The organism is Acaryochloris sp. CCMEE 5410 (assembly GCF_000238775.2).
In the GTDB taxonomy this organism is placed as follows: domain Bacteria; phylum Cyanobacteriota; class Cyanobacteriia; order Thermosynechococcales; family Thermosynechococcaceae; genus Acaryochloris.
In genome coordinates this window covers 1,996,123-2,020,001 of record NZ_AFEJ02000001.1, presented here as the reverse complement: position 1 = coordinate 2,020,001, position 23,879 = coordinate 1,996,123, and the positions used below count along the sequence as shown (strand labels likewise).

Annotated in this window: 25 protein-coding genes and 1 pseudogene; 16 read left to right on the top strand and 10 right to left on the bottom strand. The window is 48.0% G+C overall.

The genetic code is table 11. The features are described 5' to 3' along the window. Window positions 1-210: 210 nt before the first annotated feature. The 7 genes from ON05_RS09035 to ON05_RS09005 are packed head-to-tail and all read left to right on the top strand — an operon-like array spanning window position 211 to window position 4,545. The gene (locus tag ON05_RS09035) at window positions 211-924 is read left to right on the top strand and encodes a V4R domain-containing protein (protein ID WP_010475604.1); all 714 of its coding nucleotides are present in this window, start codon (window positions 211-213) and stop codon (window positions 922-924) included. After that, window positions 921-1,274 (top strand): hypothetical protein, encoded by a 354-nt coding sequence (locus ON05_RS09030; protein ID WP_010475603.1) that lies wholly within the window; start codon window positions 921-923, stop codon window positions 1,272-1,274. The genes ON05_RS09035 and ON05_RS09030 overlap by 4 nt, the downstream gene beginning before the upstream one ends. 8 nt (window positions 1,275-1,282) lie before the next feature. Continuing rightward, the gene (locus ON05_RS09025) at window positions 1,283-1,768 is read left to right on the top strand and encodes a hypothetical protein (RefSeq protein ID WP_010475602.1); all 486 of its coding nucleotides are present in this window, start codon (window positions 1,283-1,285) and stop codon (window positions 1,766-1,768) included. Between the two features lie 17 nt (window positions 1,769-1,785). Beyond that, the gene (locus tag ON05_RS09020; protein WP_010475601.1) at window positions 1,786-2,457 is read left to right on the top strand and encodes a V4R domain-containing protein; all 672 of its coding nucleotides are present in this window, start codon (window positions 1,786-1,788) and stop codon (window positions 2,455-2,457) included. Window positions 2,458-2,505: 48 nt separating this feature from the next. After that, window positions 2,506-2,988 carry a 2Fe-2S iron-sulfur cluster-binding protein gene (locus ON05_RS09015; protein ID WP_010475600.1) on the top strand — a complete coding sequence of 161 codons (483 nt, stop codon included), beginning with the start codon at window positions 2,506-2,508 and terminating at the stop codon, window positions 2,986-2,988. A gap of 27 nt (window positions 2,989-3,015) precedes the next feature. Beyond that, window positions 3,016-3,483, top strand: coding sequence for an allophycocyanin subunit alpha ApcA (locus tag ON05_RS09010; RefSeq protein ID WP_010475599.1), 468 nt, complete (start codon window positions 3,016-3,018; stop codon window positions 3,481-3,483). A 45-nt stretch (window positions 3,484-3,528) separates the two neighbouring features. Then, the gene (locus ON05_RS09005) at window positions 3,529-4,545 is read left to right on the top strand and encodes a hypothetical protein (RefSeq protein ID WP_010475598.1); all 1,017 of its coding nucleotides are present in this window, start codon (window positions 3,529-3,531) and stop codon (window positions 4,543-4,545) included. Window positions 4,546-4,625: 80 nt separating this feature from the next. Here ON05_RS09005 and ON05_RS09000 read toward each other — a convergent pair whose 3' ends face one another. From ON05_RS09000 to ON05_RS08980, 5 genes are all read right to left on the bottom strand, one after another. Beyond that, window positions 4,626-5,129 (bottom strand): DUF302 domain-containing protein, encoded by a 504-nt coding sequence (locus tag ON05_RS09000; RefSeq protein WP_010475597.1) that lies wholly within the window; start codon window positions 5,127-5,129, stop codon window positions 4,626-4,628. Window positions 5,130-5,190: 61 nt separating this feature from the next. Next, window positions 5,191-5,766: a TIGR04376 family protein gene (locus ON05_RS08995; protein WP_010475596.1), complete on the bottom strand. Its 576-nt coding sequence runs from the start codon at window positions 5,764-5,766 to the stop codon at window positions 5,191-5,193. 120 nt (window positions 5,767-5,886) lie between these two features. Beyond that, window positions 5,887-7,026, bottom strand: coding sequence for an NAD(P)-dependent oxidoreductase (locus ON05_RS08990; RefSeq protein WP_010475594.1), 1,140 nt, complete (start codon window positions 7,024-7,026; stop codon window positions 5,887-5,889). A 164-nt stretch (window positions 7,027-7,190) separates the two neighbouring features. Continuing rightward, a complete protein-coding gene (locus tag ON05_RS08985) occupies window positions 7,191-8,192 on the bottom strand; it encodes a glycosyltransferase (RefSeq protein WP_010475591.1) in 1,002 nt (333 codons plus the stop codon). Window positions 8,193-8,230: 38 nt separating this feature from the next. Further along, window positions 8,231-9,406 (bottom strand): DegT/DnrJ/EryC1/StrS aminotransferase family protein, encoded by a 1,176-nt coding sequence (locus tag ON05_RS08980; protein ID WP_010475589.1) that lies wholly within the window; start codon window positions 9,404-9,406, stop codon window positions 8,231-8,233. Between the two features lie 225 nt (window positions 9,407-9,631). Here ON05_RS08980 and ON05_RS08975 point away from each other — a divergent pair, with 225 nt between their 5' ends. Beyond that, window positions 9,632-10,216, top strand: a complete 585-nt coding sequence (locus tag ON05_RS08975) for a GNAT family N-acetyltransferase (RefSeq protein ID WP_010475588.1) — start codon at window positions 9,632-9,634, stop codon at window positions 10,214-10,216. Between the two features lie 14 nt (window positions 10,217-10,230). Here ON05_RS08975 and ON05_RS08970 read toward each other — a convergent pair whose 3' ends face one another. Next, window positions 10,231-11,298 (bottom strand): hypothetical protein, encoded by a 1,068-nt coding sequence (locus ON05_RS08970; protein WP_010475587.1) that lies wholly within the window; start codon window positions 11,296-11,298, stop codon window positions 10,231-10,233. Then, entirely contained in the window at window positions 11,267-13,423 is a 2,157-nt protein-coding gene (locus tag ON05_RS08965; protein ID WP_396148937.1) for a recombinase family protein, read from the bottom strand. The genes ON05_RS08970 and ON05_RS08965 overlap by 32 nt, the downstream gene beginning before the upstream one ends. Window positions 13,424-13,572: 149 nt before the next feature. Here ON05_RS08965 and pxcA point away from each other — a divergent pair, with 149 nt between their 5' ends. Then, window positions 13,573-15,021, top strand: a complete 1,449-nt coding sequence (gene pxcA, locus ON05_RS08960; RefSeq protein WP_010475585.1) for a proton extrusion protein PcxA — start codon at window positions 13,573-13,575, stop codon at window positions 15,019-15,021. A gap of 876 nt (window positions 15,022-15,897) precedes the next feature. Beyond that, on the top strand, window positions 15,898-17,121 hold the full coding sequence (locus ON05_RS08955) for a HEAT repeat domain-containing protein (protein WP_010475584.1): 1,224 nt from the start codon (window positions 15,898-15,900) through the stop codon (window positions 17,119-17,121). 57 nt (window positions 17,122-17,178) lie between these two features. Here ON05_RS08955 and ON05_RS08950 read toward each other — a convergent pair whose 3' ends face one another. Beyond that, window positions 17,179-20,601 (bottom strand): AAA-like domain-containing protein, encoded by a 3,423-nt coding sequence (locus ON05_RS08950; protein WP_010475583.1) that lies wholly within the window; start codon window positions 20,599-20,601, stop codon window positions 17,179-17,181. Between the two features lie 132 nt (window positions 20,602-20,733). On the opposite strand from ON05_RS08950, the gene ON05_RS08945 reads away from it, so the two are divergent. The 4 genes from ON05_RS08945 (at window position 20,734) to ON05_RS08930 (ending at window position 22,162) form a co-directional block, all read left to right on the top strand. Further along, window positions 20,734-20,937 (top strand): type II toxin-antitoxin system HicB family antitoxin, encoded by a 204-nt coding sequence (locus tag ON05_RS08945; protein WP_010475582.1) that lies wholly within the window; start codon window positions 20,734-20,736, stop codon window positions 20,935-20,937. Continuing rightward, the gene (locus ON05_RS38465; protein ID WP_010475579.1) at window positions 20,934-21,101 is read left to right on the top strand and encodes a type II toxin-antitoxin system HicA family toxin; all 168 of its coding nucleotides are present in this window, start codon (window positions 20,934-20,936) and stop codon (window positions 21,099-21,101) included. The genes ON05_RS08945 and ON05_RS38465 overlap by 4 nt, the downstream gene beginning before the upstream one ends. A 55-nt stretch (window positions 21,102-21,156) precedes the next feature. After that, window positions 21,157-21,549: a hypothetical protein gene (locus tag ON05_RS08935; protein WP_010475577.1), complete on the top strand. Its 393-nt coding sequence runs from the start codon at window positions 21,157-21,159 to the stop codon at window positions 21,547-21,549. Between the two features lie 94 nt (window positions 21,550-21,643). Further along, entirely contained in the window at window positions 21,644-22,162 is a 519-nt protein-coding gene (locus ON05_RS08930) for a pentapeptide repeat-containing protein (RefSeq protein ID WP_010475576.1), read from the top strand. An 87-nt stretch (window positions 22,163-22,249) separates the two neighbouring features. Here ON05_RS08930 and ON05_RS08925 read toward each other — a convergent pair whose 3' ends face one another. Beyond that, a complete protein-coding gene (locus ON05_RS08925; protein ID WP_010475574.1) occupies window positions 22,250-22,714 on the bottom strand; it encodes an HXXEE domain-containing protein in 465 nt (154 codons plus the stop codon). Between the two features lie 147 nt (window positions 22,715-22,861). Continuing rightward, window positions 22,862-23,050, bottom strand: a pseudogene (locus ON05_RS08920) (clan AA aspartic protease); the annotation flags it as partial. Window positions 23,051-23,197: 147 nt separating this feature from the next. Between ON05_RS08920 and ON05_RS08915 the strand changes: the two are divergent. Next, a complete protein-coding gene (locus ON05_RS08915; protein WP_255345097.1) occupies window positions 23,198-23,509 on the top strand; it encodes a transposase family protein in 312 nt (103 codons plus the stop codon). After that, window positions 23,502-23,861 (top strand): transposase family protein, encoded by a 360-nt coding sequence (locus ON05_RS08910; protein WP_255345096.1) that lies wholly within the window; start codon window positions 23,502-23,504, stop codon window positions 23,859-23,861. The genes ON05_RS08915 and ON05_RS08910 overlap by 8 nt, the downstream gene beginning before the upstream one ends. The last annotated feature ends 18 nt before the right edge of the window (window positions 23,862-23,879 follow it).

Sequence of the window (23,879 nt, the reverse complement as noted above, 5' to 3'; positions counted from 1 at the left end):
TTTCTACAGACAAAATCTGCATCATTAAATCTGCCTGCTGAGTAGAATCGAACTTTAAAAAGGGGCATTCTTTAGATAGACAAAGTTCTCTGCACGGTTCGCGATTCCAGAGGACACTTGTTGGCTTATCAGTCTTAGGTCCATTTGAGCCTTTGCTAAGTAACGAATGCCCATTCGTCATTGAAATTACATAAAAAAGGGTTAGTCTCAATGGTTTTTACACCAGCTGAAACCGCTACCAGTGTGCCTGTAGGTAATACTGGTCGTTCATTCAAGCAATCGTACCCTCACAAGCTAAATCACTACCGCTTTGAGGATTTCTTTACCTTCAATCATTCAAAAGGCACTATCGATGATTGGCATGAATCTCGCAATATTCTGGCGAGTGAAGATTTTATTGTGGCCCTGATCGAAGGTTTAGAACAGGAAGTCGGTAGTGCTTCAACGGTCGTGATGTACAACATCGGCCAAGAGTGGGGCAAGCAAGATGCGGTCTTTTTCCAAAATTGGTTTGAAGCCCAATTCCAGCAATCTCTACGCAAATGCCGTCCCTCTCTTGCTTTAGAAGCCTGGTGGTGGCCCTTTACTAGCCAAGGCTGGGGAAACTGGGAAGTTGATTTGGATAATCAACAAAACGGTTTTATGTTTATCAACATTTTCGATTCTGCGGTTGCTCGCACCCTTGGAGATGTCGGCAAGCCCGTCTGCCATATCTATGCAGGCTTATTCGCCGGTTTCTTCTCCCACCTTGTTAATAAAGAACTGAGCTGTATCGAAACCCAATGCTATGCCATGGGAGAAACCTACTGTAAGTTTTTGCTGGGTAAACAAGATCGCATTGATGCCGCCACCTTTTGGCAAAACGAAGGAGCTACAGCCCGAGATATTGAAACTAAGCTGCAGGGTGGAGAATATCTATCGTGAATAGTTGGAAATATCTAACAGTTCGTGAGTTCTTAGAAGGATATAACTGGTCAGGAGAATCCATTCTCCAAGCTGACCCTATCCCTGAGGCAAGTGAGTCTATTGCGTGGCAACGTCAGACGGTCCAGACATTTTTCAGTCAATTCAATTGGACAGGACGCCTGATAGAGAAACCAACGATGGCGGCTACCGCTCCATCCTTCTCTACACGTTTAAATGTGCAGGCATTTTTTCAGCATTTTATCTGGGAGGGGCAACCTAATATTGCAGCGATGCCCAGCATTCCCTCATCATCCCCAATCACCCTTGAGGATGATCTGAATCTAAATGACTTCTCCGATATGTTTTGAGGATTACCATGCAATCGAACTTTGAAGATTATCTGCGGGCCGCAGAAGATCACTACTTACAGACCCCAGAAATGAACGGTTTCAAACAGCAGGTCGATGCTTTGCAAGATCGATTAGCCCTTTATGAAACCTTACGAGATCAAGAACTGATTCTTTTTCAGGCCATTGCCGATCAGTTAAACAAGGAGACCTTCTCTAATTCCCAATCTGATCAGGAGAAGGTTTTTACCCACTGGATGTCGGTGTTGCGCTATAGCGCCATGGCCATGCTCACGGATCAACCTCAAACCCTCACTATCCAACTGAGCTGGCTGAAGGATGTGGTTGGTGACAGTGAATTTACTGCCCTCCACCAGAAGATCAGTGAGCTGCTGCACGCGAGTTTGAGTTCTGTCTTATCGGAGAGCCAACTTGCGTTGCTTGAGCCGTTTTTAACAGAGGCCAATCGCGCTTTGGTCGGCCAAAGCAGCCCTGAATTAGCAATGTTGAGTTAGAGACCAGAGGAAAAAATATGATTGCTGTTGAAGAATTAATTGGTCAAAACCACATCCCAGGTAATTTCTTTGCCCCCGAAGTCTATGTGCAAGGAGATACCGAACTAGGGCTAATCGAGAATCGGGAAGGATCTCGCCTCATTGCCCTCCCGGACACCCTACTCAAATCTTTATACAGTAGCTTAGAACATGAGGTCGGTCCAGCTGCCGATTTAGTTCTACTGCAATGTGGTCGTTGGTGGGGCAAGAATTTTTACCGCCGATTTGCATCAGAAGTCAGTGACTATTATGGAAAGCCTCTGGCAGAGATGGAAATGGTGGAATTCTTACAGTCCTTTAAGGAATGTTGGAAAACCTATGGCTGGGGCCTGATCGATTTTGATTTTAGTCGCCATAACCAAGGATTTTTGGTGATCACGACCCAGAATTCGGCGTTCGCCCAAGGCCGGGAAACCGGAGATAAGCCCTCTTGCTTCGTCGAAAGGGGGCTCTTGAGTACCTTTTTTAGCCAACTGACTGGCCGAGAGCTAGACGGTGTGCAAACATCCTGTGAGTCGATGAAAGCCGATTGCAATCGCTTTATTCTAGGGCTACCTGAGCGCATGAAAGCGGCTGAAGCTTGGGTCAAAGAAGCCCAGGACCATGACACTATCCTTGCTCGGTTATGTGATAGCCAAGCTGCAGGGTAAACCAATGTTGATGCAGTTGATGAGTATTCCACTTTGGAGAAGTAAGCAATGCCCAAACTAGTTAGGTTAGATCCGATTGGTCAAGAAACAAGTGTGCCGACTAACGATAACTTGTTGTCAGCATTGCTTAAAAATGAGTTGAAAGTTCTTCATGAGTGTGGAGGACGCGGGATGTGTGCAACCTGCCATATTTTCATTAAGGATGGCATGGAACATCTATCCCCGATGAGTCGCCGAGAACGGCGAACATTGGGCGTGATCACAACTTGCAAACTCAATTCTCGTCTCGCATGTCAATGCAAGGTTATGGGAGAAGGCGTCGTTGTTGAACTCCCGGCGGGTATGTATCTCAGTGATGTCAGCGACATCGAGAGCTTAATCGGACGTCGAGCGGAAGAAAATATCCTTCATCCTCTGGATGGTCGGGTCTTAGTTGAAGCTGGAAAGCTGATTACCCGGTCCATGATCAGTCAACTGGAAGAAACTCGCAGTGATGTGTCAACTCACTTAGCTAATTCACAACTTGTATAACAACAGATTTTATCTGGGGGAAATAATATGCTGTCACAATTGAAGCGACTGAATATTGAAACAGATGGTCGCTATGCCACCGAGGCGGATCTAGCCTTTTTGAAGTCCTACTTTCAATCCGTGCGCGACCGTATTAGCGCCTATGAAAAGATTAGAGATGCTGAAGACGCCATTACGGATCAAGCCGACGAGGTTTTAATGGCTGCAGATCCCAAGGTTTTCCACAAAGGGTCTCAGGATTATTCCGATACCTGTCGCCGCGATCGCAGAAACACATTGCGTCATGCCGCCGCAGCCATGCTATTTAACGATTTAGACCGCCTGCGAGATGGCCTCCTACTCTGGCAAAGAACCATTGTCCATGCCGTCAAGGATGAGCAGGCCTCTGCCCTGACTTGGCAAGAGATGCCGGGGGTATTGAAAGACCATCTATCTGATGAGGAAGCAGCGTTAATGATGCCTGCGCTCCGCCTCAATCAGGCCTTATTAAATTAATCATTACTGAACCATTATTGAGCGTTTTTAGGGTTTCTAGAAATTATGTCAGCCTCACAAAATACATCCGGGAGTAACAGTGGCTCCCATTGGCTTGATCTTGCTGAATCATTGGCGGTTATTGCCGCCATCAGTGGCTCGGTAGCCGCCATCGTCGTAGAACAAATCGCTGTTGCTTCGATCCCTTTGGCCCTATCCGCCACCCTAGGACTGGCCAATCGTCGACGTCAAATTGGCGCATTCCAAGATCAACAACGGATGGAAATGGCCCATTTGCTCCAACAAAACCAAGCGGATTTTCAAGCTCAGCTAGACCCCATTAAGCAAGCCAGTGAAGGAGTACAGTCTCAGATTGAGCATCTCACCAAGCAGGATACTCAAACCGTACAGACGATTGCCACCCTCAACACTCAGACTGAAAAACTAGAATCGACGATTGCATCCTTGCAAAACAATCACAAGCAAGGGGAATCAACGGTCATCTCCTTGGGTGAGCAAAGCCAAGCCACTCAAGCCCAGATGGAGGAGTTGGCGACTCAGGTGCAAACCATGCAGGCTGCGATCGCGGAACTGCAATCTTCGGCTACAGACCTAGGAAGTCAGGTGGAAGATCAAAAGAGTAGTGCCCAATATCTCGCGGCTCAGACCGAAGGGGTTGAAGAACTGGTTGATATCCTGCGAGAGATTGATGCCCTCACCCAAACCATTTCAGCCCATCCTAACGTGGCCAAGCATTTCTTTGATCGAGGGATGACCCGTAAGCGCCTGCAGCGACTTGAGGATCAGCGTGTAGCCATGGAAGATTTCTCCCAGGCTATCCGCTTAGAGCCCACCTTCGCCCATGCCTACTATGAGCGTGGGTTACTGAAATCTGAATTTGGTCATAAACAGCATGCTGTCGATGATTTGCGCACCGCGGCTAAGTTCTATTTTGATCAAGGGGACTTGACCCAGTACGAGAAGGCCCGAGAGTTGAGTCAAGAGATTCACGACCTAATTGCCGGGTCTCCCTCCCCAGAAGAGGAAACAGAACAGTTCTTGATCGAGAACCTGTTCGGTTAAAGCCAACGCTTTTACCTCTAAACATCCATTGCCCGTAGCGCTGATTTTACTGCTGCGGGCAGTGTGTTGAGCAACCCTCACTACTGAGTTGCCGCCTGAGCAAACTTAGCGAGCGCTTGCTCAATTTTGATCAACACTGCGTCACAGCCCTCTACCTGGTGACGTTGTGCCAAATATTGAGGGTTGTTATAAGACAGCCAAACTTTGCCCGTTTTATCTTCCCGAATCAGCGCTTTTTGGGGTAAATCAATAGCTGCGGTGGGACTGCATTGCATCAGCGGTGTGCCCACCTTAGGATTACCAAACACCACCACTTCCGTGGGTGGCAGAGATTTGCCGACAGACTGAGCCCCCGCTGCATGATCAATCCGGGTAAAGACCGTCATACCTTTGCTCTTTAACAACGTAACCAGCCGATCTGCAGTGACGGGCACCGAATACTGGCTTTCCACATGAATTAACCCTTGCTCGTTCGCCATTTCAGCCGAATGCTCAGAGTCAGATTCTGCCATAGCTAGATGAGGAACCGCTCCCAACGATAAACAGCAGGTACAGCCCATCAGCAATAACAGTCTCGACAACATATCCCTTCCTCAAAACAGCTTTCTTTTTCAAGCAGTCTATAACTAGCTGCTCTTACTCTTGTTAGCGTCCCATATTTCGCTTTAATTCTTCAAATTCGGCATCCCGTTCCCAGTTCTTAAATTGTTCTTCCAATGGATCCGGATCACTCAGGGAAACCCGCTTGTACCAGCCTTTTGAGGGATCGGGAGGTTGTTTTGATGAGGGATTGGGCTGAGGCTTCCGAGGGGTTTGCTTAATTTTTTCCTTCACCTCTTTTTGACGAATTTGAATTTTTTCTAGCAGCGCTTGAGTTTGCTGGAGACGCGTTTTGGTCACTTCCATTTGCCCCCACTGCTGGTTTCCTTGGCTGAGCAATGAGGCTTCTCGTTCTTTGGCGGCAGTGGCTAAGTCCTGTCGTCCGGCTCGCTCCGCTTTCTTCACACGCTCATGCCAGCGCTGAATTTCATTGGCAGTGGCTAAAATAGCGTCTTGTTGGCGTTTTTCTTCCGCTTGTAGGTCAGTCAGTAACTTCATCGTTTTGACTTCTTGTTCGCGGATATTATCAGCAAGAACCTGTAACTCTAGGTGTGGATGGGCTCGGAGAAATTCTTCGAGCTGTTTTTCGAGAAAGCGGCTTACATCATCAAACACGTTCATCGTCAAAGCCTCAGTAACATCTGGCTTGAGTCCACTGTTCTGAGTGTGTCATATTTTCTCAGCGGTGGTCAGCTCCTTTCAGCATTCCCTTTTGATGTCTTTCGTCCTGCAGCAACAGGGCTAAACCATGCTTACTAAGGACTGCTCCCGTAACTCCTCAACAATGGACCAATACCAATCCATGTTACTCAACAGCGCATAGGTAATGAATTTGAGGTTATCGGGATGTTCGGTAAATTGAGGACTAAAATCGGTTCCTAAGAGTTTATGGGGGTTGCCCCAGGTATGGACGACATAGTTTTGAATCTCTTCCGGCACTTCAGATTCAACGATGATCGGCTGACAGTCCGAGGGCAACAATGCCTCGATTTGACCAATCATGGTGCGAATGGCAGTGGGTTGCCCTTGGCCAATGTTGTAGACCAAGTCTGAGATGTTGTTAATCTGAGGGCGAGGCTTAGGCAATGTCAATAAATACAGTAAGGCGCGGGACACTTCCGCAGCAAAAATCGTATCGCGGGTCTGTTCTCCGGGGGAAAACTGACCTTGACGTCCCCAGAGTTCAAAGGGGGTCTGCTCTAAGCTATGCCACAAAATCTGCGTATATAGATTGCCAAACTTGCCCTTATGCTGCTCTGTTACGCCATAGATAGAGAAAAATCGGCAGATTTGCACTGCTAAGTCGTTGCATAGAGCCTGCTGGATGGCCATATCTTCCATCATCAGCTTGGCTGCTTCATAGAGGGAGGCAGGCCACACGCGCTGATCCTCAAGGGACGGGCGTTTTTTGCACAGACTGCTAGTGGAGGCAAAAATCAAGCGGATATTTTCTGCAACACACCATTCCAGAACCGTTTTCCAGCTATCGACCTCATCTAAGACTTCTTCTAGGGTATGAAAGTGGGGCACACTAGATCGTCCCCCCACAAAGATGACGATATCTGGCTGAGTGGTGGGATTCAGGGCATAGTCTTTGTGGCAGCGGGTATCCACTTGGTCCCTAAGAAGAGCGGGTAAATTTTCCCGCTTACCCAAGCGTAAATTATCGTTGATGGTCAGGTGATCCAAGGGATAGCCAAATTCATAGAGCTTGGTCACTAGATGGGACCCAACCTGACCACAGCCTCCCATAACGCAAATGCGTTGAGACTGCAGCGATTGAATCGCTAGTCGATGGGGATCATTAAGGGTTTTGTCGACATACCAATCTTGAATATCTTGAGCATTCAGATCAAAGCGGTCTAGGGGAAACGGTGACATGGGAGAACAGAGGTTGCTCTTGGCACTATAAACGAGAATTTTGGCTTTGTGGCGTTTTGGGCTGTGTTCTGGAGTGTACCCTACGCGAGGTTGTCAATTCGCGTTTAATCTAATGAATTGCACAAAACGCTACGTTCCGTTATACATTCCCTGGAACAGTAATGCTAGGTGTCAAGATGAGCTGTAAATTCAGCTAGTTTCTGCTGCCAGAATTGGGTCGGTTTTCCTTCTGGAAAATATTGGCTGATATAGTCATAGCCATTTTGTGCCAGGGTATTTCTTAAGGTTTCATCTTCTAGCTGGAAGAGACACTGTACTACTTCTTCAGGGGTCTCTCCCGTGAGGGCTGTTTTGCCCTGTTCCATACAAAAATTAGCCCCTCGTGCCGTTTTGCCGACCACAACTATCCCCGCTGCCATGGCCTCTTGAGGCGGTAAGGCACATCCTTCAAAATTGGCTGAGGCCAGGAAGGCTTGGGGACGACGGAACTGCTGTGTTAGGGCCTGTAGGGAAAGGCCATCAATCAGTTCAAATTGCCAGAACTTTCCGCCTTTTTGCTGATATAGGGTTTGGGTGTCTAGGATAAAATCTTTCCCTTTACGGGGAAAGGCAAATAACAATCCCTGTTCTCGCTGGGCTTGGGAGATAAAGGGAAACAGTTCTTTATCCACAATATTGGGGACGATTTCTGCCGATTTACCGGGATAGATCTGGGCGCAAACCCCCTGCATCAAGTCTGAGTCAGTCCAGAGGAGAACGCGATCACTGTGGTAGTCGAAGTCGGTCTTGGTTTGGAGGGGGGATTGTTCATAGGCGATCGCAACTCCGTCTACATCCTTAATCAATTGGGTGGCATAATCGGGCACCAGGCAAATATCCTCGGGCCGTCGATCGTTCCAGGCGATAAAGGGCAACGGACGCTTCACCCCAAACACATCCCCATAATTATCTTGGCCACTCATGGTTGCCAGCACAGCATCCGCACCACATTGGCGGGCCACCCAACAATGACGCATGATATTCAGGGTGCCGCCATAGACTTCCGTTACATATAGCCATCGCCGGAGAGACCAATTGGCTAACGTGGGCTTGCGGGATAGGGTCGTCTCTAGCCTTTCCCAGAACCACCCTTGCTTTAAATCTGGAATTAAAAAGACGATGCGCATGACAGATAGAATGCCGTAAAAGAGCAGAATCAGGTCAGTTAGGCTACCATTGCTGAGGCATCCAAACTTTGGTGGACTGCTGCCACAACATCCTCAACATCTGGGTCGTTCAATTTAGCGGACAAGGGAATGCTAACGGTTTGTTGGCCAATGCGGGTGGCATGGGGATAATCTTGAGGTTGCCAGCCAAACCGTTGTTGATAGTAGGGATGCTCTGGAAGGCTTAAATAGTGAACGCCAGTACCAATATGTTGGTGATGCATGGCAACCAGGAACTGGTCACGACTAATCCCCGTTTGGCTTTCATCAATGAGAAGGGTATAGAGGTGATACCCATGCACCGTGTTTGGGGCTGGAGGTGCGGGTAGCGTGAGGGGCAGATCGGCCAATGCCTGATTGTACTGCTGCCAGATCTGCTGCCGTCTCTGCCAATAGGGGGTGACCCGCTGGAGCTGGTGAATTCCGATGGCGGCTTGAATATCCATCATGTTGTATTTAAACCCTGCTTCTACCACCTGGTAATGGTTATAGCCATCATCACTAAAGCGTTTCCAAGCATCTTGGCTCATGCCGTGGAGAGCCAATACTTTAATCCGATCGGCATCTTCTTGGGTTTGGGTGAGAATCATGCCCCCCTCCCCTGTGGTGATGTTCTTGGTGACATAGAAGCTAAAACAGCCAAATTTACCAAAGGTTCCGGCTTTGCGCCCCTGATATTCTGTTTCGATGGCATGGGCGCAGTCTTCAATCAGCACTAAGCTATATTGCTCTGCTAAAGCACAAAGGGCATCCATCTCGCAGGGACGACCGGCAAAATGAACGGGAATAATCGCTTTGGTTCGGTCGGTAATTTTGGCTTCGACCTGAGCTGGATCGATATTCATAGTCACTGGATCGATATCCGCTAAGACCGGGACACCCCCCGCATGGATAATGGCATTGGCCGTGGCACAGAAGGTTAACGGCGTGGTGATCACCTCATCGCCGGGGTTTAGACCCGCCGCCAACAGGCTTAGGTGTAAGGCAGCGGTACAAGAGTTGACTGCGATCGCATATTTGCCGCTTTTATAGGTGCAAAAATCCTGTTCAAACCGCATGACCTTCGGACCCGTGCCTAACCAGCCCGTTCGCATGCTAGCCATGACTTCTTGCATTTCCGCTTCTTCAATGGCGGGAGAACCAAATACCAAAAATTGGTCTTTTGAACGGGGCATGCATCTCACTCTCTTAGAGGATGTAGGTCAATCTCGTGGCAACGAAATCATCAAAGAACCCTGTTGAGTAATCAACCTGATCCTCCATACTGTAATATTCCCTAGTTCAATACAGCAGCCTACAGGTTTCATCAGACTTCAAATGGGTTAAACATTGGCCTAGAGTTACCTCAAAGCGGGAATTCTAGAATGAGACAGACTTTTCTTTAATCCACTGGTTAATTGATGAATCTCAATATTCGGTTGGCTCGTCCTGGGGACATGGAGCAGGTTCTCCATCTCCAGACACAAGCGATCCAAATGCTATGTAGCAAAGACTATACTCCTGCCCAAGTGGATGCCATTGTTCAATCTCAACATGAGTGGCGAGGACAACAGGAGGTGATCTATATGGCAGAGAAAGATCATCGCCTAGTTGGCTTTATTGCGTTTAGTCTCTGTAGCACCAAAATTCTAGGGATTTATGTGCATCCAGATTACACCCGTCAAGGGATTGCCACGCAGTTACTACAGTATTTTGAACGTCGAGCTCTGGGAGAACAACGACAGACTCTTGAAGTCCTGTCTTCCCTAACCGCTGTCGCACTCTATCAAAGCCAAGGCTATGTCTCTGTTCAAAAGACCAAGATTGTTGCCCTGGGGGTTTCGGTTCCCTGTTTGCTAATGGAAAAATCCATGACTATGCCCTCATCCGTTTCTGGATATGCGCTTAATCTGAGCCAATCCTCATCTCCTCATGGATTTAATCTGGCCCCTGAGGTGCTGTGGGCATTATTTTGTGTTTTTCTGTTATTGCTGCTCTTTCTATAATCAACAGGCTGAAGTCAGAACTCACGGGTGCTAGCGTCTCCCGAAAGTCCTTGAGGATCATAGGCTTTCGGGGATAAGCGAAATCGCCCCTTAATGTTGACAAAGGCCGGTAGCTGCTTCATCGCAAAATAAGTCATCTGGGCTGGCAAATTGGGAGAGCTATCCTTACTAGCCCTCGGTTGGGTCGAAGAATGGCCATAGACCATATACGGATTCTCCTCCTGGCCAAAGACTTGCTCTGGAGGTTGCCACTGCTGTTGGGAATAAGGACGGCGATACTCAAACGTATAGATATCTGGATTCCATATCTGTTCCAGGGTCTGATGATCGATCAAGCGATAGGGGACATCATCCCCCGCCCCTGCTTTTTCAAAATAAAGCTGCTGATCCACCGCCAAAGCAACATGATCTAAGTAGGTGCGGTTGCCATGCTGGTGGTACACCAACACAATATCCCCCGTTTGAGGATGGGCCTGAATCTTCATGGATCGCTGCCGCAATAGCTGCAACATGGGATGACTATCGGTCACAAATAGAGTGGGGGCAGGTGGATTATCCTGTTTGGCCAACCGCAGAATTTCGTAGAGGGTGCCCCAACAGTTGGCAGCGAGCCTAGTAGCAGATCGGGACTGGGGTTGGCGGGAGGACGATGGCGAAGTAGTCACCTCTTGCTCGTGAAAGCGATGTCGGTTCCACGCCTGCATGATCGGCGGCATAAAATCCATGAGATTGTAGTTGCGATCGCGATCGTAATCCGCCAAATTGCGTCGATTATGCCAAGCCGCATAGGTGGTCACCAACCGTTCCCATTGTCGGTACGTTAAACGACCAAACTCAAACCCCAGAGCCGCTTCCCATACGGGCAGCTTGGCATTGGCATCGCGATATAGACGGCAAGTATGAGGAATCTCCTCTGCTCCAGCTAAGCGTATGGAACAGGACTCTACGGAAGTCACAGGTATCTTGCGAAACTCACTTTTTGCGGGTTCTACCCAACCAACGCAGCCAAGGGCAAGAGCCAGGCTTAGCTGGGCCGAAGACCGGAGTCCTTTAGACTGTAACAACGTCAGGATTGGTTTCATCCACCGGTTCCATCTGAGCTTGTGAGTCATTATCCCCTAGGGGAGTGGAGGCATCAACCAACGGTAACAATGGCCCCACCTGTTCCTGGCCACTCACGGATAAATCACTATGGCAGAGAAAGACCTTTTCCGTCACTCGACTCAGCAAATCTAGCAAGAGCCGCCGCAACTGCGCCTGGTCATTATTCATTTCATCTTCAACGGTCAGCGGTTCCCCCGACCAGTTCCGCAAGCAAAAGGGTGCTCCCCAGAGAATCACGGCTCCACCCCCATGCCAGAGCGCAGATCCAGCATCTAACCAAAAATGCCAACGATGGACTTGACGGGCCATCCGATATTGAAAGGTCGTCGCTAGCATCACGGCTCGTCGGGGCTGGCCATTGGGATTAACGGGGAACGGGTTGGCCGTTAGGGTCCCTTGCCGCAGCAGCTGAATAAACTGCCCTACGGTTTCTGGGAGGGGAGGATATCGAGTCTGGGTTTGTCGTAAGCGTTGGTCCACCTGCCAATAATGCTGGGCCGTCTCCATTAACTCTCGCAACACAGAAAGCTGATCATAGTTAAGGGCATGGGGGGCCAGGAATTCCTGAACGGCACGATCCAAGATAAACACAGGCGTTAGGGTGAGATAGGGCTGTTGCACCGTTGAGCCTTTTTGTTGCTGGTCCAGCCAACTGAGTAGATTGTTATAGGCCGTGGTGGCCTGATGCCCTAAGCGGTCCCAGCGCGGGAACGTCTCTACGGGCAACAATTTGGGATGTTCGGGATGGGGTTGAAAGCAATAGTCGGCCAGTAACCCCGCTCGAACCGGGTCGATGGAACCCGCCGCATTCATTAAGGTGGGCGAGCGTTGATGGGTGAGCACAACCAGCATTTCCGCGATCTGCTCTGCATCAACTAAGCGACCTAAACCGGGATAGACCAGGGTTAACAGGGTCAACAAAGCCCGAATAATCGCAGAGCTGTTCAGAGGCCGCTGATCCTTAAGGGATTCCACGGGAATCCCTTTTGCCGTCAGGATCTCAATCAGGGTATAGCGGGCAATCGTATCGAGACCAGGACCAATCACGGCAATCTCTTCGGGCTGCGCCTGCCCAGACTCAATCGCTTCAATAATGTGATCGGCGGTTTGACGGAGAAGCTGAGCACGGGAACTGGTCTGCAAGCAAGTCAACGGTTCCGGTAATTCAAAGGTGTCACCACTGACAAAAGCGACAATATTACGGCCGATGACCGCCCCTAAGGATAGCGTAAAATCTTGATGTAAAGAGTGCAGCTGGCAAACCTCCTGGAGCCCAGCTAGGTAATCAGGATCGGCCCCCAGCCCTAAGCGAATCGCACCATCAGGATTAAAACTAAAAACGCCCAACGCTTCATGGTTGAGCCATATCTCAAATAAATCTCGGGTAATGGCGGGGTAGCTATCCACATCATCGGCAAAGACGCCTTGATATCGCTGTAATAAATGGCTTTGGTAGGCCGGATCGGGCAACAAATAGCGCCAATACAAGGCCGTGAGAATACCGTAGGTGAGCAGGCCCTGCTGCAAACACCAGTCCCGCCAATCCATCAGCATTTGGGCAATGGTTTCAGTTATCGTGCGGTCACACTTCAGTTCCCCTAAGCCATCTTCTAGACGACGGGGTAAGTCTTCTAAGGCGATACCGCCAAAAGCGGCAAGCTGAAGGACATCCAAAATCCTGCGCACCCACCGATCCGGGGACATATTTTCCAGATCTTGCAGTTCTTCCCAGGGAGCGGTCTGCCAGAACTGGGCAGCTAGCTCTTGTTCGGTTTCTGGGCGCAGGCGAAGGGGGAATTGGGCTTGCAATCCCAACGCCTTCAGGACTAGGGGCCAAAACAGCATCACTTCGTCTTCGAAGAAGCCCAGCGGCGTGGTGGATTGGACAATAATTTTACCCGTAGTGGCTTGTGCGATCGCAGGCATCAATACCTGGCGATTATCTGCATTCACCGCAAACACTAGTGCTGTTTTTACTGCAGGTTGAGCGGTCTCTCCTCCCGTCGCAGAAGGCTGATTCGACCAGTCCACTAGATGCTGAATCAACGTAGTGGTTTTACCGCTACGGACCGGACCTGAGATCCATGTAGGCACAGAAGTCACTTCAGTCAGTGAGAAGCAAATTTGCTACTATACGACATACCTATTATGAGGTTATGTCTAAATTCTGGTAGGTTTTGCTTACATAACGTCTCAGGACATCATGCCCCCATGACCCATACCCCCAGATTGCAGCAGCGAGTAGGGTAATCATGAGTTCTTCTTCTCCAAACCCATTTAGGCGTTCGCTTAAATTTGTTGAACAATGGTATCGGGAGACTCCCCAGCGAGCTTTAGACGGCGCTTATGAAGCGGCTCGCGCCATCGAAGAAATCGAAAAAAAACATTTCAAAGGTCAGCCTGTTCCGCTCCGCATCCGCACGGAAAGCGTGATGACCAACTACTTTCAATCCGAAGTCCAAAAGAACCTGCAATTTATCCAAACCCGCTTACGAGAGTTCAAATCCAGCTCCTTAGTAGTCGAAGTTGCTGACAAGCTCAAGCCCCCCAGTATCCCTCCAGCTCCTACCCCCTTAGATTCTCCCGACACCACAGATTTCACTGATGAGTACGATGTCACCTCTGAGGAGTACAGTTCCGAACTTGTTTCACCCTCTATTGATGCCCAAGGTTCATTAGACAAATTAGCGTTCATCGATGCAGTCTTGAACCGGTATCGTTCGGCCTCTATTCAGCGAGAAGCAGCAGCAGCGGCTTCTAAGGCGGCAAGAGCCTCGGCACCTAAGTCTGGCTCAGAGGCGAAAAAAAATATTCCTCAGCCCCTGCCCATCCAGTCCGCCCAAAACTCCCTATATGAATCTGAATTTATTTCAGATGACATCACTGAAGATCCATCCAAGCTAGACAGCAGTAGCTTTATTCCCCGTTCAATTCTGCGTACAGCTACCCGCTTCCGCAAAGAACTGAATCCAGATCCAGGAACGGAAGATGACATCCTCAATGATTTTCGCAACTCTAGGGTGCGCACCCGAGCCGCCGTTAGCTTTGTATTGGGGTTGATGATTGTCCCCCTGCTCACCCAGCAAGTGTCCAAAAACTTGGTGATTGGTCCCTTTGTCGATAAATTAAAAGGCCCCGAACAAATTGAAATTCGGATTAATCCTGAGATTGAGAATGAGGTCCTGACTGAGTTAGCTCGATTTGAAGAGCGACTCAAATTTGAAAGTTTAACCAGCCCCATTCCCCTTTCACCGGCAGAGATTCAATTCCAACTCAAGGCTAAAGCCGAAGACCTAAAAGAAGAATATCAATGGGACTTACGGCAACCCCTAAAAAATGCCATTTCGGATTTGTTTTCGCTGGTCGCCTTAGCCATTTACTTTGTCCTGAACCGTCAGAAAATTGCGGTTCTCAAGTCTTTCTTTGATGAAATTATCTATGGACTCAGTGATAGCGCGAAAGCCTTTATCATCATCTTATTTACGGATGTATTCGTGGGATTCCACTCTCCCCATGGTTGGGAAGTGATTGTGGAAAGCGTCCTCAGTCATTTTGGTTTACCCCAAGACCGAAATTTCATCAATATGTTTATTGCAACGTTTCCGGTCATGCTAGACACAGTTTTCAAATACTGGATTTTCCGATATTTGAACCAAATCTCTCCGTCTGCTGTTGCCACCTACCGCAATATGAATGAGTAGAGATACGACCTTAAGCCTTGCTCACACAGCTTTTAATCAACACTTGACAAATCATTAAAAACGAAAAAAATCCCCTACAATTTCTTGCAGGGGATTGAAAGCTTTTGTAACCGTTTGGTATAGCCCAAAGAGGGTATATTTCCACTCTCAGTTATTCCCAAATAGCCTTCATTTTGATCACACAAAAAACATCAATCGCTAAGACCCCCTACTTGTAGGCTTCTTAAGCTTCTTAAATAATAATAAAGAGATTAATAATATGAAACATAAAATTTTGACTATTGGATCGTATCTCTCAAGATTATTAGTCATACCTCGAACAACTATTATCAAGGAAGCGTTCACCCGCACCTTGGATCTCAATGATTCAGATGAAATCTATGAAAGCTATTGTGTATGAATATTCCCAAACCTCCGGTAAAACCGGAGGTTATTGATTCCCGGTGAAAAGGTTTTGGTTGCCGTTGTGATTAGAAATGGGGTGGATATTTGGTAGGTGAGATGGAATCTATGGGCAAAGACGTGCCCCAATTTGAGGTTAGGGAACAGGCCCTTGGCAGTAGTCAACGCGGCTATGGGCTTATGGTGAATACCTATGTGTGCCTGTGACCTATACGATCGAAACCAAACCAGACATAATAATCTTTGCGGAAGCAGCAACCGTACCCTTGGGATGCCTGAATGCACTACACTTTCTGCACAAAGCGTCCAGGTGAAACCGTTTAAGTTAACGGGGCTGAAAGGAGCATTGGCACTTTTGGCGTACAAATTGTCAAAGTGATGGGAGCCGAAATGACAGCACTATTAAGGAAAACATACTGCATCAGATAGGGACAAATCATTTTATTGACTACACCATAGTATAGAAATACTTTTATGAATGAGCTGCTTGCACAACTCGATGATGTCTTTGACATCATTGGGAAAGAGACAAACCCTCCGATCTCAGATGTAGAGTTGAAGCATTTATCTAGCGGTTTACCTTTCAGCCTTTCACCTCAAGTTGAATCGCTATTCAAATGGCACAATGGGATAGATGAGTTTATTCCGAATTATGATTTATTGTCCTTTTCTGAGGCTGTTGAGCACTATTCTAGCTTCTCAGACTACAGGCGTTTAACGCTTGACAGAAATCATTTTAAAGAGAGTTATTTGCCTATACTTATATTTGATGTAAAACAATATTTTCTAGTGAGTTTTGAGCCAACATCTGAAGCAGCTATTTATTTTTTCTTCACCGAATCAGGGGTAAAAAAGAGATATGACAGCCTTCAGCAAATGTTGCAGATCATAATTGGTTCATATCTGAGTGGGGCCTACTATACTCACCGGCCTGATGGTAGATACTTAGAGGAGAATACCGTTCTATTCCGTAAAGTTGAAAATCAATATTTCTCTGAACAACAGAAACACAAACGAGAATCTAACTGGCAAAGAGTTGTCCATGAGACAGAAGAGTTCTGGAGAAATAAAGATAGAAGAGCGGAGAAAGACGTTTCAGCAGTATTCAAATCCAATGCATATAGCAATTTTCAGGGAGACCTTTATAAAAAACACCTCATAGAACAGTTGCGTTCAACGTTTGATGAACGGGCTATTCACTATCTCTGCCAGTTTTTAAATGACAATAACTCTGAAATTATCGCCTCAGCAGCATATGGTCTAGGAGAATTGAAAGCACGGGAAAAAATACCTGAACTCCTACAATTGTTAGACCATCCATCAAAGCACGTTCGCAATTTAACCGCTTGTGCAATTAGAGAGATTGCAAATCCAGGAGATACGTTACTATTGCAACCACTCCTAAACTTATTAGACGACGAAGAAGATATAGTACGTTTGAGTGCTGCTGAAGCCATCGGGCAATTAAAAAACCCTGTAACCATTGCAACCTTAATTGAGTTGTTTATGGACTCGCTGGCAGAGGACGACTCGCAAATCAGACATTATATACTCAGTGCCCTTGAGTATATAGGAGACTTTCAAATTATTGACCAACTAGAACAATACCAAGCTGAGGCTGCACCAAGAGAAGCAAACCTAATTGAAGAAGCGCTTGATCAGTTAGACCAAGTGTTTTACCCCCATCTTTGCTATTAAATATGCTAAGACTCAGACTGAAACTGACATAGCTTAATTGCCATATTCCGGAGCATATCAAGAACGAGAATGAGTGGGATTACAGAGTTGACGTTCTTGATCGAGCAAATTCGCTGTTGGATTGTTGAGATAGAGCTGCAACCACTCACAACTTCTAGCCAGTAACTTATCTAAACTCAGGGCTTCAATCGCCCAAACCTTTACCCCTTGGCTTTCAGATGCAGTAGCTACATACTGTCCATCAGGGCTAAAGCTGAGATCAAACAAACGGCTGTTGCCATGCTTAAACTCAGCCAGTTGACGTCCCTGCAGTTCCCATAGCCGCAAGGTGCCATCTTCAGAAACCGTCGCCAGAGATTGGCCATCAGGGCTAAACCGTACCCCTCGAACGGCCCCTCGATGTCCTTCAAACTTGGCTAGAGATTGCCCCTCCAAATCCCACAGCCTTGCTGTGCCGTCATCGGAAGCTGTAGCCAAGGATTTTCCGTCAGGACTAAACTCCACCGTCCATACTCGGCCTTGATGTCCTTCTAAAATGGCAGTGGTTTGACCTGTCATCGACCAAAGACGAACGGTTTGATCCGCTGAGGCCGTCGCTACAATCGGTTCGGTGGGACTAAAGGTAACGCTCCAAACGGGACTCCGATGACCTCTCAAAATCGCGAGAGGCTGTCCTTGCCAATCCCATAATCGGGCGGTGCCATCTTTAGAGGCGGTAGCGATGTGCTGAGCAGTGGAGTCAATACTGACACCAAAGACCTCAGACTGATGCCCACGCAATTCAGTGATTAAGTCTCCAGTATTAGACCAAACCCGAGCGGTACGATCGCCAGATGCCGTAGCAAAATACCCCCCCTGTTGGGTAATATCCCAGATTCGACCCGCATGGGCATCAATCCGCAGTCGTTCTTCCCCGGACGGATCCCATAAGCGGATAAACTGATCGCCACCTGCAGTTACCATCACTGGGTCTGGAGACATAAAACTGAGGCTGAGAACAGGACGAGCATGTTTGAGAACCTGCACTGGACCTTTCTGGCGTAAGTTCCATAAACGGGTGGTGTAGTCTTCTGAACCGGAGACTAACCATTTACCATCGGGACTAAACTGCACGCTTCTCACCCAATCCTGGTGACCTTTCAGGGTTTCTAACCGCTCCCCTTCCGAGTCCCAAATATGGATGAGGCGATCTGCGGCAGCTGAGGCCAATTGCTTGCCATTGGCACTAAAAACCACGCTAAACACCTGGGTGCGATGACCATTCCAACTGCGAATCAACTTACCTTGGCGACTCCACAGATGCAGATAGCCATCATAGGAGCCAGTGGCAAGAACTTGACCATCGGGTCGCCAGTGCAGACTACGAACGGGACCATGCCCTACGGTCATCTGCAATATTCGCTGGCCCTGGAGATTGGAAATCTGGACGGTCTGATCAAAGGAGGCAGAGGCTAAGGATTGACCATCGGGACTGAACTGGAGAGCCGTAATCGCAGAAGGATGGGGACGAAAATCGGCTAAGGACTGACCGTTAGAGTCCCATAACCACACTTGGCCGTCATTGGTGGCAGTGGCGATCGCACCCTCTGCGTTGGGTGGACAGCTCACAGCGTTAACGGGTTGGGGATGGGGCAACGTTGCGAGGAGATTACCCTGTAAGTCCCATAACCGAGCAGTGCGATCTGCTGCTGTGGTGACTAGGGTTGTGCCGCTCAGGCAAGCATCCGTTACGCCTGAGCGATGTCCCACCATTTTTGCTAGCAGATTGCCTTCCAAATCCCAAAGCCGCACTTCCTGATCCTGTGAGGCTGTAATTAACCGTTGACCATCCGGGGTAAAACGAACTCTTGTAATGCCGCGTTGGTGCCCGCGAATCTGGTTTTGCTCCCGCATATCTTCCAAGATCTGCTGCAGGGCGAGAAGCGGGGTCAGGGTGGGAAAGCTAGACGCGTCAGATCGCTCTCCCCAATCCTGCATTTTGCGGGCTGTTTTTAAGGCTAAAAGCAGGGCTTCTAGCTGTTTGAATTCAGCTTGCTGTAGAGCTTGTCGAGCATCACGCTCGATGGCTGTGACTTCTTGGGCTTTGCGAATGGAGGTGTTGGCCCAGAATGCGATCGCACCTGCTGATACGGCAATTCCCACTAACGCAATCAACCCCGTCAACACCGTCCTTCTGGCCCGTCGCTGGGCTTGAGCCAGGATGGCATCGGCTTCCGCTTGCTGACAGGCCGCCAAAAAGCGATAGTCTTCATCACTGAGCTGTTTCCCAATCGACCATTGCTGAGCGGCCTGTAAGGGTTCGCCTGATAGAAAGTTGGATTGACTCTTTTGCCATTGACGGAGGGCTGCGGCATAAAAGGGTGGTCGTAAACTGGCGACCACCTCCTGCACCCAGTCGGCATTAAAAATATGGGCATAGATGCGATTGGCGACGACCAATTGTTCCAGTCGGTTGACCACTAGCCCCGACAATCGCAGCTCCACCTGGGCAGGACTAGCATCCGCCTTGATCGACCCCTGCTGCAAAATCTGTTGATAGAGATCGAGGACTTTGCTGGCGTATTGTTCGTTACTGAGGATGCGATCGCGGATCGTTCTCAAATGCTCCGGTTCATCCTGGGCCTCCCAGTTCGCCAGCAGTTTGTCCTGAATAAACTGGGTCACCCATGTGGCAATCGCCTCAGCTTGTGTCGGCAGCTGAGCCGCTGACTGGGCAATCATCTGGCAGATTTTTTGGGTTAGAAAGGGCTGTCCCCCGGTCCAGGACAGTACGGCCTTTAAAACAGCTTGGGCTTGTGGTGTCTGGGCGGTGAGTCCTGTGACTAAAGGCTGGGCTTCTGCCAATTGAAAGCCCTTTAACTCAATGGCATGCCCCAAGTTGAACGGGGTGCGCTGCTTATCCTGAATGAGTCGCGATGGGGTGGCCACCCCCAATAGCACAAAGGCTAACCGCTGATAGTCCGCATTATCGGTGCGATGGTTATAGCAGGCCCGCAAAACAGCAAAGAAATCATCTTTAAACGGTAGCCGCAGAACGCTATCAATTTCATCTATAAAAATGACCAGCTTGTTTGTACATTCCACTAACAAAATGGTTTCGATAAAGGTATGAAACCGCTGCACGGGTGACAGCAGGGCCTGGTCTCGCCACCATTGCCGTAAATTAAAGCGATCACTGAATTGAAAGCTGCTGACTAAACTGCGAATCAGTCCGGCATACCATTGGTCTGGCGTAATTTGCTGGCTCCCCATTTGAGTGAGTTCAATGGCGGCGCAGGCAATGCCTTCTGCTTGGAGCTGCCGCATCACCTGGACCCGCAGACTGGATTTGCCCATCTGCCGGGAATTCAAGATGTAGCAGAACTCGCCTGCCCTTAGCTTTTGATACAGCTCCTGATCGGCAGACCGGGTCACATAAGAAGGGGCATCAGCAGGTAGACTCCCTCCCACCTGATATTCATAGTGAGTTGTAAAGGACATCTATGCTCAATGATGGGGCGAGTCAGGCACACCTCGCTGGCCGTTTAAAAATGACAAGGGCCAAGGTCGGAAGTAAAACTTTCTGATAGCTTGAAGGTGTTACTTAAGTATATTTCGTCACTCGGAGTTTCTATGTCACAGTCATTCATACTGGAGTATTGGAATGATGAGGGTTGGCTGGTAGGACGCATAAAAGGCATACCTGGTGTATTCAGCCAAGGACAAACCCTTGAAGAACTTGAAGAAAATATTCGTGATGCTTATCAACTGATGGCGATGGACACTGAGCCTGCACCAGCTAAGGTCAAAACCAAGGAACTTGTCCTTGAAATATGAAGCGGAAAGCATTTATTCGCGAATTAGAAAAATCTGGTTGTGTACTTCACCGACACGGCTCAAAACATGACATCTACCTTAACCCAGCAACTGGACAAAAATCTCCAATACCTCGCCATACTGAAATTAAGGACAGCTTGTGTAAACAATTAGGCTTGTCGTAAACAACTGCTTCAAGGTATTTTTTTGTGGGCTAACGTGTAACCATCCATGACTTAAATGCAGTCTGCATCGATAGATAACGGATTCATTGCTCATGATATTGATGAGCTATTTTATACAAGAACTGGGTTGCGCCTTATCCTTTCTGGCTTCCAAGCTGGCTCAACGGAAACAGCCTATATGGAAGTTTTTTGGTCTGAGGTGCGTGGTTTTCGTTTCCTTGATGAAGGGGATTTGATCAAATATTGGGAAACCTCTCAATTTCAAACCGCTAATTGCGTTTATGAAATCATTTCAGGTGGCTGGCTGTATGAAAATGTGCCTGGTGTGCTATCAGTCTCAAGTAGTTTTGGATTTCGAGAGTATCTTGTCGCAACGTCTGATCCTTGCATGAGTATCCTAGCCAATGAGCCGCCAATCTTGCGAGTGTATGGTGCTCCGTATACATAAATGTGTAAGTGCCACCCGTTTATCTAACCACTCACTCCTCCGAACAAATGCGAAAATAAAGAGTGAACGGAAAATTTTGGTCTGATATAAATTGATGAACCCAAGAATCAAGCCTTGGTTACGCACTATTTCGGTTGTTTTTGCAGTTGTTTGGCTCGTTGGCTCCTGCTTTGTCCTCAATAGCCAACCCACTTGGGCAGATGACGGTGCCCAAAACTTCACTTTTGCGGACTTGCGTTATGAAGACTTCGAAAACAAAAATTTCGAGGGGGCTTCTTTAGCAGGCGCGATTCTGTTGAAAGCTAACTTAACGAATGCCAATCTCAAAGGCACGATCCTGACAATGGCCACCTTTCAGCGGTCTAACTTAACGAATGCAGACTTAACAGAGACCTTTGCTGATCGCGTCCTTTTTAACGAAGCGGATCTCACTAACGCCATCTTTACGGATGCCATGCTCACCAGCAGCAAATTCTACGATGCCACCATCACGGGCGCTGATTTCTCCTATGCCTTTTTAGATCGCGATCAGGTGACGATGATGTGCGAATATGCCGATGGCGTTAATCCTGTGACTGGCGTTTCCACTCGCGAAAGTTTAGAGTGTCCGTAAATTACGTTTGAGGCCATAAGTCCATACTCGGTGACATATGGCAGTTGGAGGGGTATGCACAGTCAACCCAGCAAATGATTTTTGGGGTCACTTAGGCAGACTTTTCATCTCTTGAACAACCATCCAATACAACCAGATTGAGATCGCGAATCCGATTGCTCCGCTGATCACTAATTCATATAGTTTGAAGAGGTTATGGCTGTTGGCTAGGCTATAGGTCCAGGCGCTGAAGGGGAGCATCAGCAAAAGACCTGTCCAAATTCCAGGTCGCAGCTTTTGGCCTTTCCAACTCAATCCCACATGGTCTAGGACTGGATGGGCTAACCCTATGGCAGGCAAGATACCGCTGAGGATCGGCCATCGCCAGCCAACAATAGCTAAAGCAATTACGAAAATAAAGATAATTCCATTTTCCAGAACAAAGAAGCGAGTGGATTTTACGACTTGCGACTTTGAGGTTGCTTTTTGATATTCGGGTAGCCAGCCTTCTTCAACTGTATGGATGATAATTGCGAGGGCAACTAACCAAATTGCTAAATCTTTAACAGCCATAAGCATTACATTGCTCATCGTTGTTGTATTTGCCTATTCTACTGAGATTAAGCTGTATCGGGAGAGGTTTGCGATGGCGATTAAAGTCCGTGCATCTATAAATTGTTACGCCAAATTGTTACGCCAACCTTGTGGCATCACCATGCTTTAGTTTATAGCTGCAATCGTTACCGTTCCACCTGTAGTGACATCAACGTGCAACTTAAATCCATATAGCAAGCTCATGCCGATTAGCGGATCTGCTTCAGCAATTGCCACGTCAATAATCTGAGGTTTGCCATCCCAAATTACCGTTGCTTTATGCATATCAAAAACGACCTCACTGCTATCGCCTAAAGGCCACTTCGAAAAAAGAATTGAATGTTTCCTCGCGCGTCACCAAAGCTTGACCAGCATCAATGTTCACGAGTTTTCAGCGCTCTTGGTCAGCTTTCAGTCAGCCGCCTATATCCGACCCAAGAAGTCCAAGGATATCTATTTGGCATGAGTCAAGTTCAAGCGAATGAATGGATCCATCGACTCAGTGGTGTACTCAATCAAGCCTTAGGTTATGAGAAACAGCTCCCAGAGCGGGAACCAGCGAACCTAAAAGCAGTACTCGACGTTTGCCCGAGCTTAGAGTTCATGATTGATGGGACCGAACGCCCAATCAATCGACCGAAGGATAAGAAGGACCGCAAGACCTATTACAGTGGCAAGAAAAAAGCCCACACGGTCAAAAACAATATCATCAGCGAACGGGGAGGCAAGGTGTTGTTTTTGAGTGATACCTATGAAGGCAAAAAGCATGATTAAGAAGATTGCTGATGAAGAAGGGTATCGGTTCCCAGAAGGGAGTAAGCTTTGGCAAGATACTGGGTTCCAAGGATTTGCCCCAGGCGGGGTGAGCATCAAACAACCGAAGAAAAAACCTCGCAACGCAGAATTGACAAACATACAAAAAGAGGAGAATCGACAAATTTCACAGGTTCGAGTGGAGGTAGAACACCAAATCGGGGGGATTAAGCTTTGTCAGATAGTGGTTCAGAGATTTAGAAATTGGCTTAACCATTATGTTAATGATGTCATGGAAACAGCTTGTGGGCTCCATAATTTTCGGTTGACTCACCGTCATGGGAAAACTACCGGGCAATTGGGAACTGCCTAATCACAAACTCAGAGTAAA

Bases quoted from the DNA above. Each gene is read 5' to 3' on its own strand.
- ON05_RS08915 (WP_255345097.1), top strand. From the start codon at position 23,198: ATGAGTCAAGTTCAAGCGAATGAATGGATCCATCGACTCAGTGGTGTA.
- ON05_RS08990 (WP_010475594.1), bottom strand. From the start codon at position 7,026: ATGTCACCGTTTCCCCTAGACCGCTTTGATCTGAATGCTCAAGATATT.
- ON05_RS09035 (WP_010475604.1), top strand. From the start codon at position 211: ATGGTTTTTACACCAGCTGAAACCGCTACCAGTGTGCCTGTAGGTAAT.
- ON05_RS08955 (WP_010475584.1), top strand. From the start codon at position 15,898: ATGAATGAGCTGCTTGCACAACTCGATGATGTCTTTGACATCATTGGG.
- ON05_RS08925 (WP_010475574.1), bottom strand. From the start codon at position 22,714: ATGGCTGTTAAAGATTTAGCAATTTGGTTAGTTGCCCTCGCAATTATC.
- ON05_RS08995 (WP_010475596.1), bottom strand. From the start codon at position 5,766: ATGAACGTGTTTGATGATGTAAGCCGCTTTCTCGAAAAACAGCTCGAA.
- pxcA (WP_010475585.1), top strand. From the start codon at position 13,573: ATGAGTTCTTCTTCTCCAAACCCATTTAGGCGTTCGCTTAAATTTGTT.
- ON05_RS08980 (WP_010475589.1), bottom strand. From the start codon at position 9,406: ATGCCCCGTTCAAAAGACCAATTTTTGGTATTTGGTTCTCCCGCCATT.
- ON05_RS08945 (WP_010475582.1), top strand. From the start codon at position 20,734: ATGTCACAGTCATTCATACTGGAGTATTGGAATGATGAGGGTTGGCTG.
- ON05_RS08935 (WP_010475577.1), top strand. From the start codon at position 21,157: ATGCAGTCTGCATCGATAGATAACGGATTCATTGCTCATGATATTGAT.
- ON05_RS09010 (WP_010475599.1), top strand. From the start codon at position 3,016: ATGCTGTCACAATTGAAGCGACTGAATATTGAAACAGATGGTCGCTAT.
- ON05_RS08950 (WP_010475583.1), bottom strand. From the start codon at position 20,601: ATGTCCTTTACAACTCACTATGAATATCAGGTGGGAGGGAGTCTACCT.
- ON05_RS08975 (WP_010475588.1), top strand. From the start codon at position 9,632: ATGAATCTCAATATTCGGTTGGCTCGTCCTGGGGACATGGAGCAGGTT.
- ON05_RS09025 (WP_010475602.1), top strand. From the start codon at position 1,283: ATGCAATCGAACTTTGAAGATTATCTGCGGGCCGCAGAAGATCACTAC.
- ON05_RS09020 (WP_010475601.1), top strand. From the start codon at position 1,786: ATGATTGCTGTTGAAGAATTAATTGGTCAAAACCACATCCCAGGTAAT.
- ON05_RS08910 (WP_255345096.1), top strand. From the start codon at position 23,502: ATGATTAAGAAGATTGCTGATGAAGAAGGGTATCGGTTCCCAGAAGGG.
- ON05_RS09000 (WP_010475597.1), bottom strand. From the start codon at position 5,129: ATGTTGTCGAGACTGTTATTGCTGATGGGCTGTACCTGCTGTTTATCG.
- ON05_RS08970 (WP_010475587.1), bottom strand. From the start codon at position 11,298: ATGAAACCAATCCTGACGTTGTTACAGTCTAAAGGACTCCGGTCTTCG.
- ON05_RS08930 (WP_010475576.1), top strand. From the start codon at position 21,644: ATGAACCCAAGAATCAAGCCTTGGTTACGCACTATTTCGGTTGTTTTT.
- ON05_RS38465 (WP_010475579.1), top strand. From the start codon at position 20,934: ATGAAGCGGAAAGCATTTATTCGCGAATTAGAAAAATCTGGTTGTGTA.
- ON05_RS09015 (WP_010475600.1), top strand. From the start codon at position 2,506: ATGCCCAAACTAGTTAGGTTAGATCCGATTGGTCAAGAAACAAGTGTG.
- ON05_RS08985 (WP_010475591.1), bottom strand. From the start codon at position 8,192: ATGCGCATCGTCTTTTTAATTCCAGATTTAAAGCAAGGGTGGTTCTGG.
- ON05_RS09005 (WP_010475598.1), top strand. From the start codon at position 3,529: ATGTCAGCCTCACAAAATACATCCGGGAGTAACAGTGGCTCCCATTGG.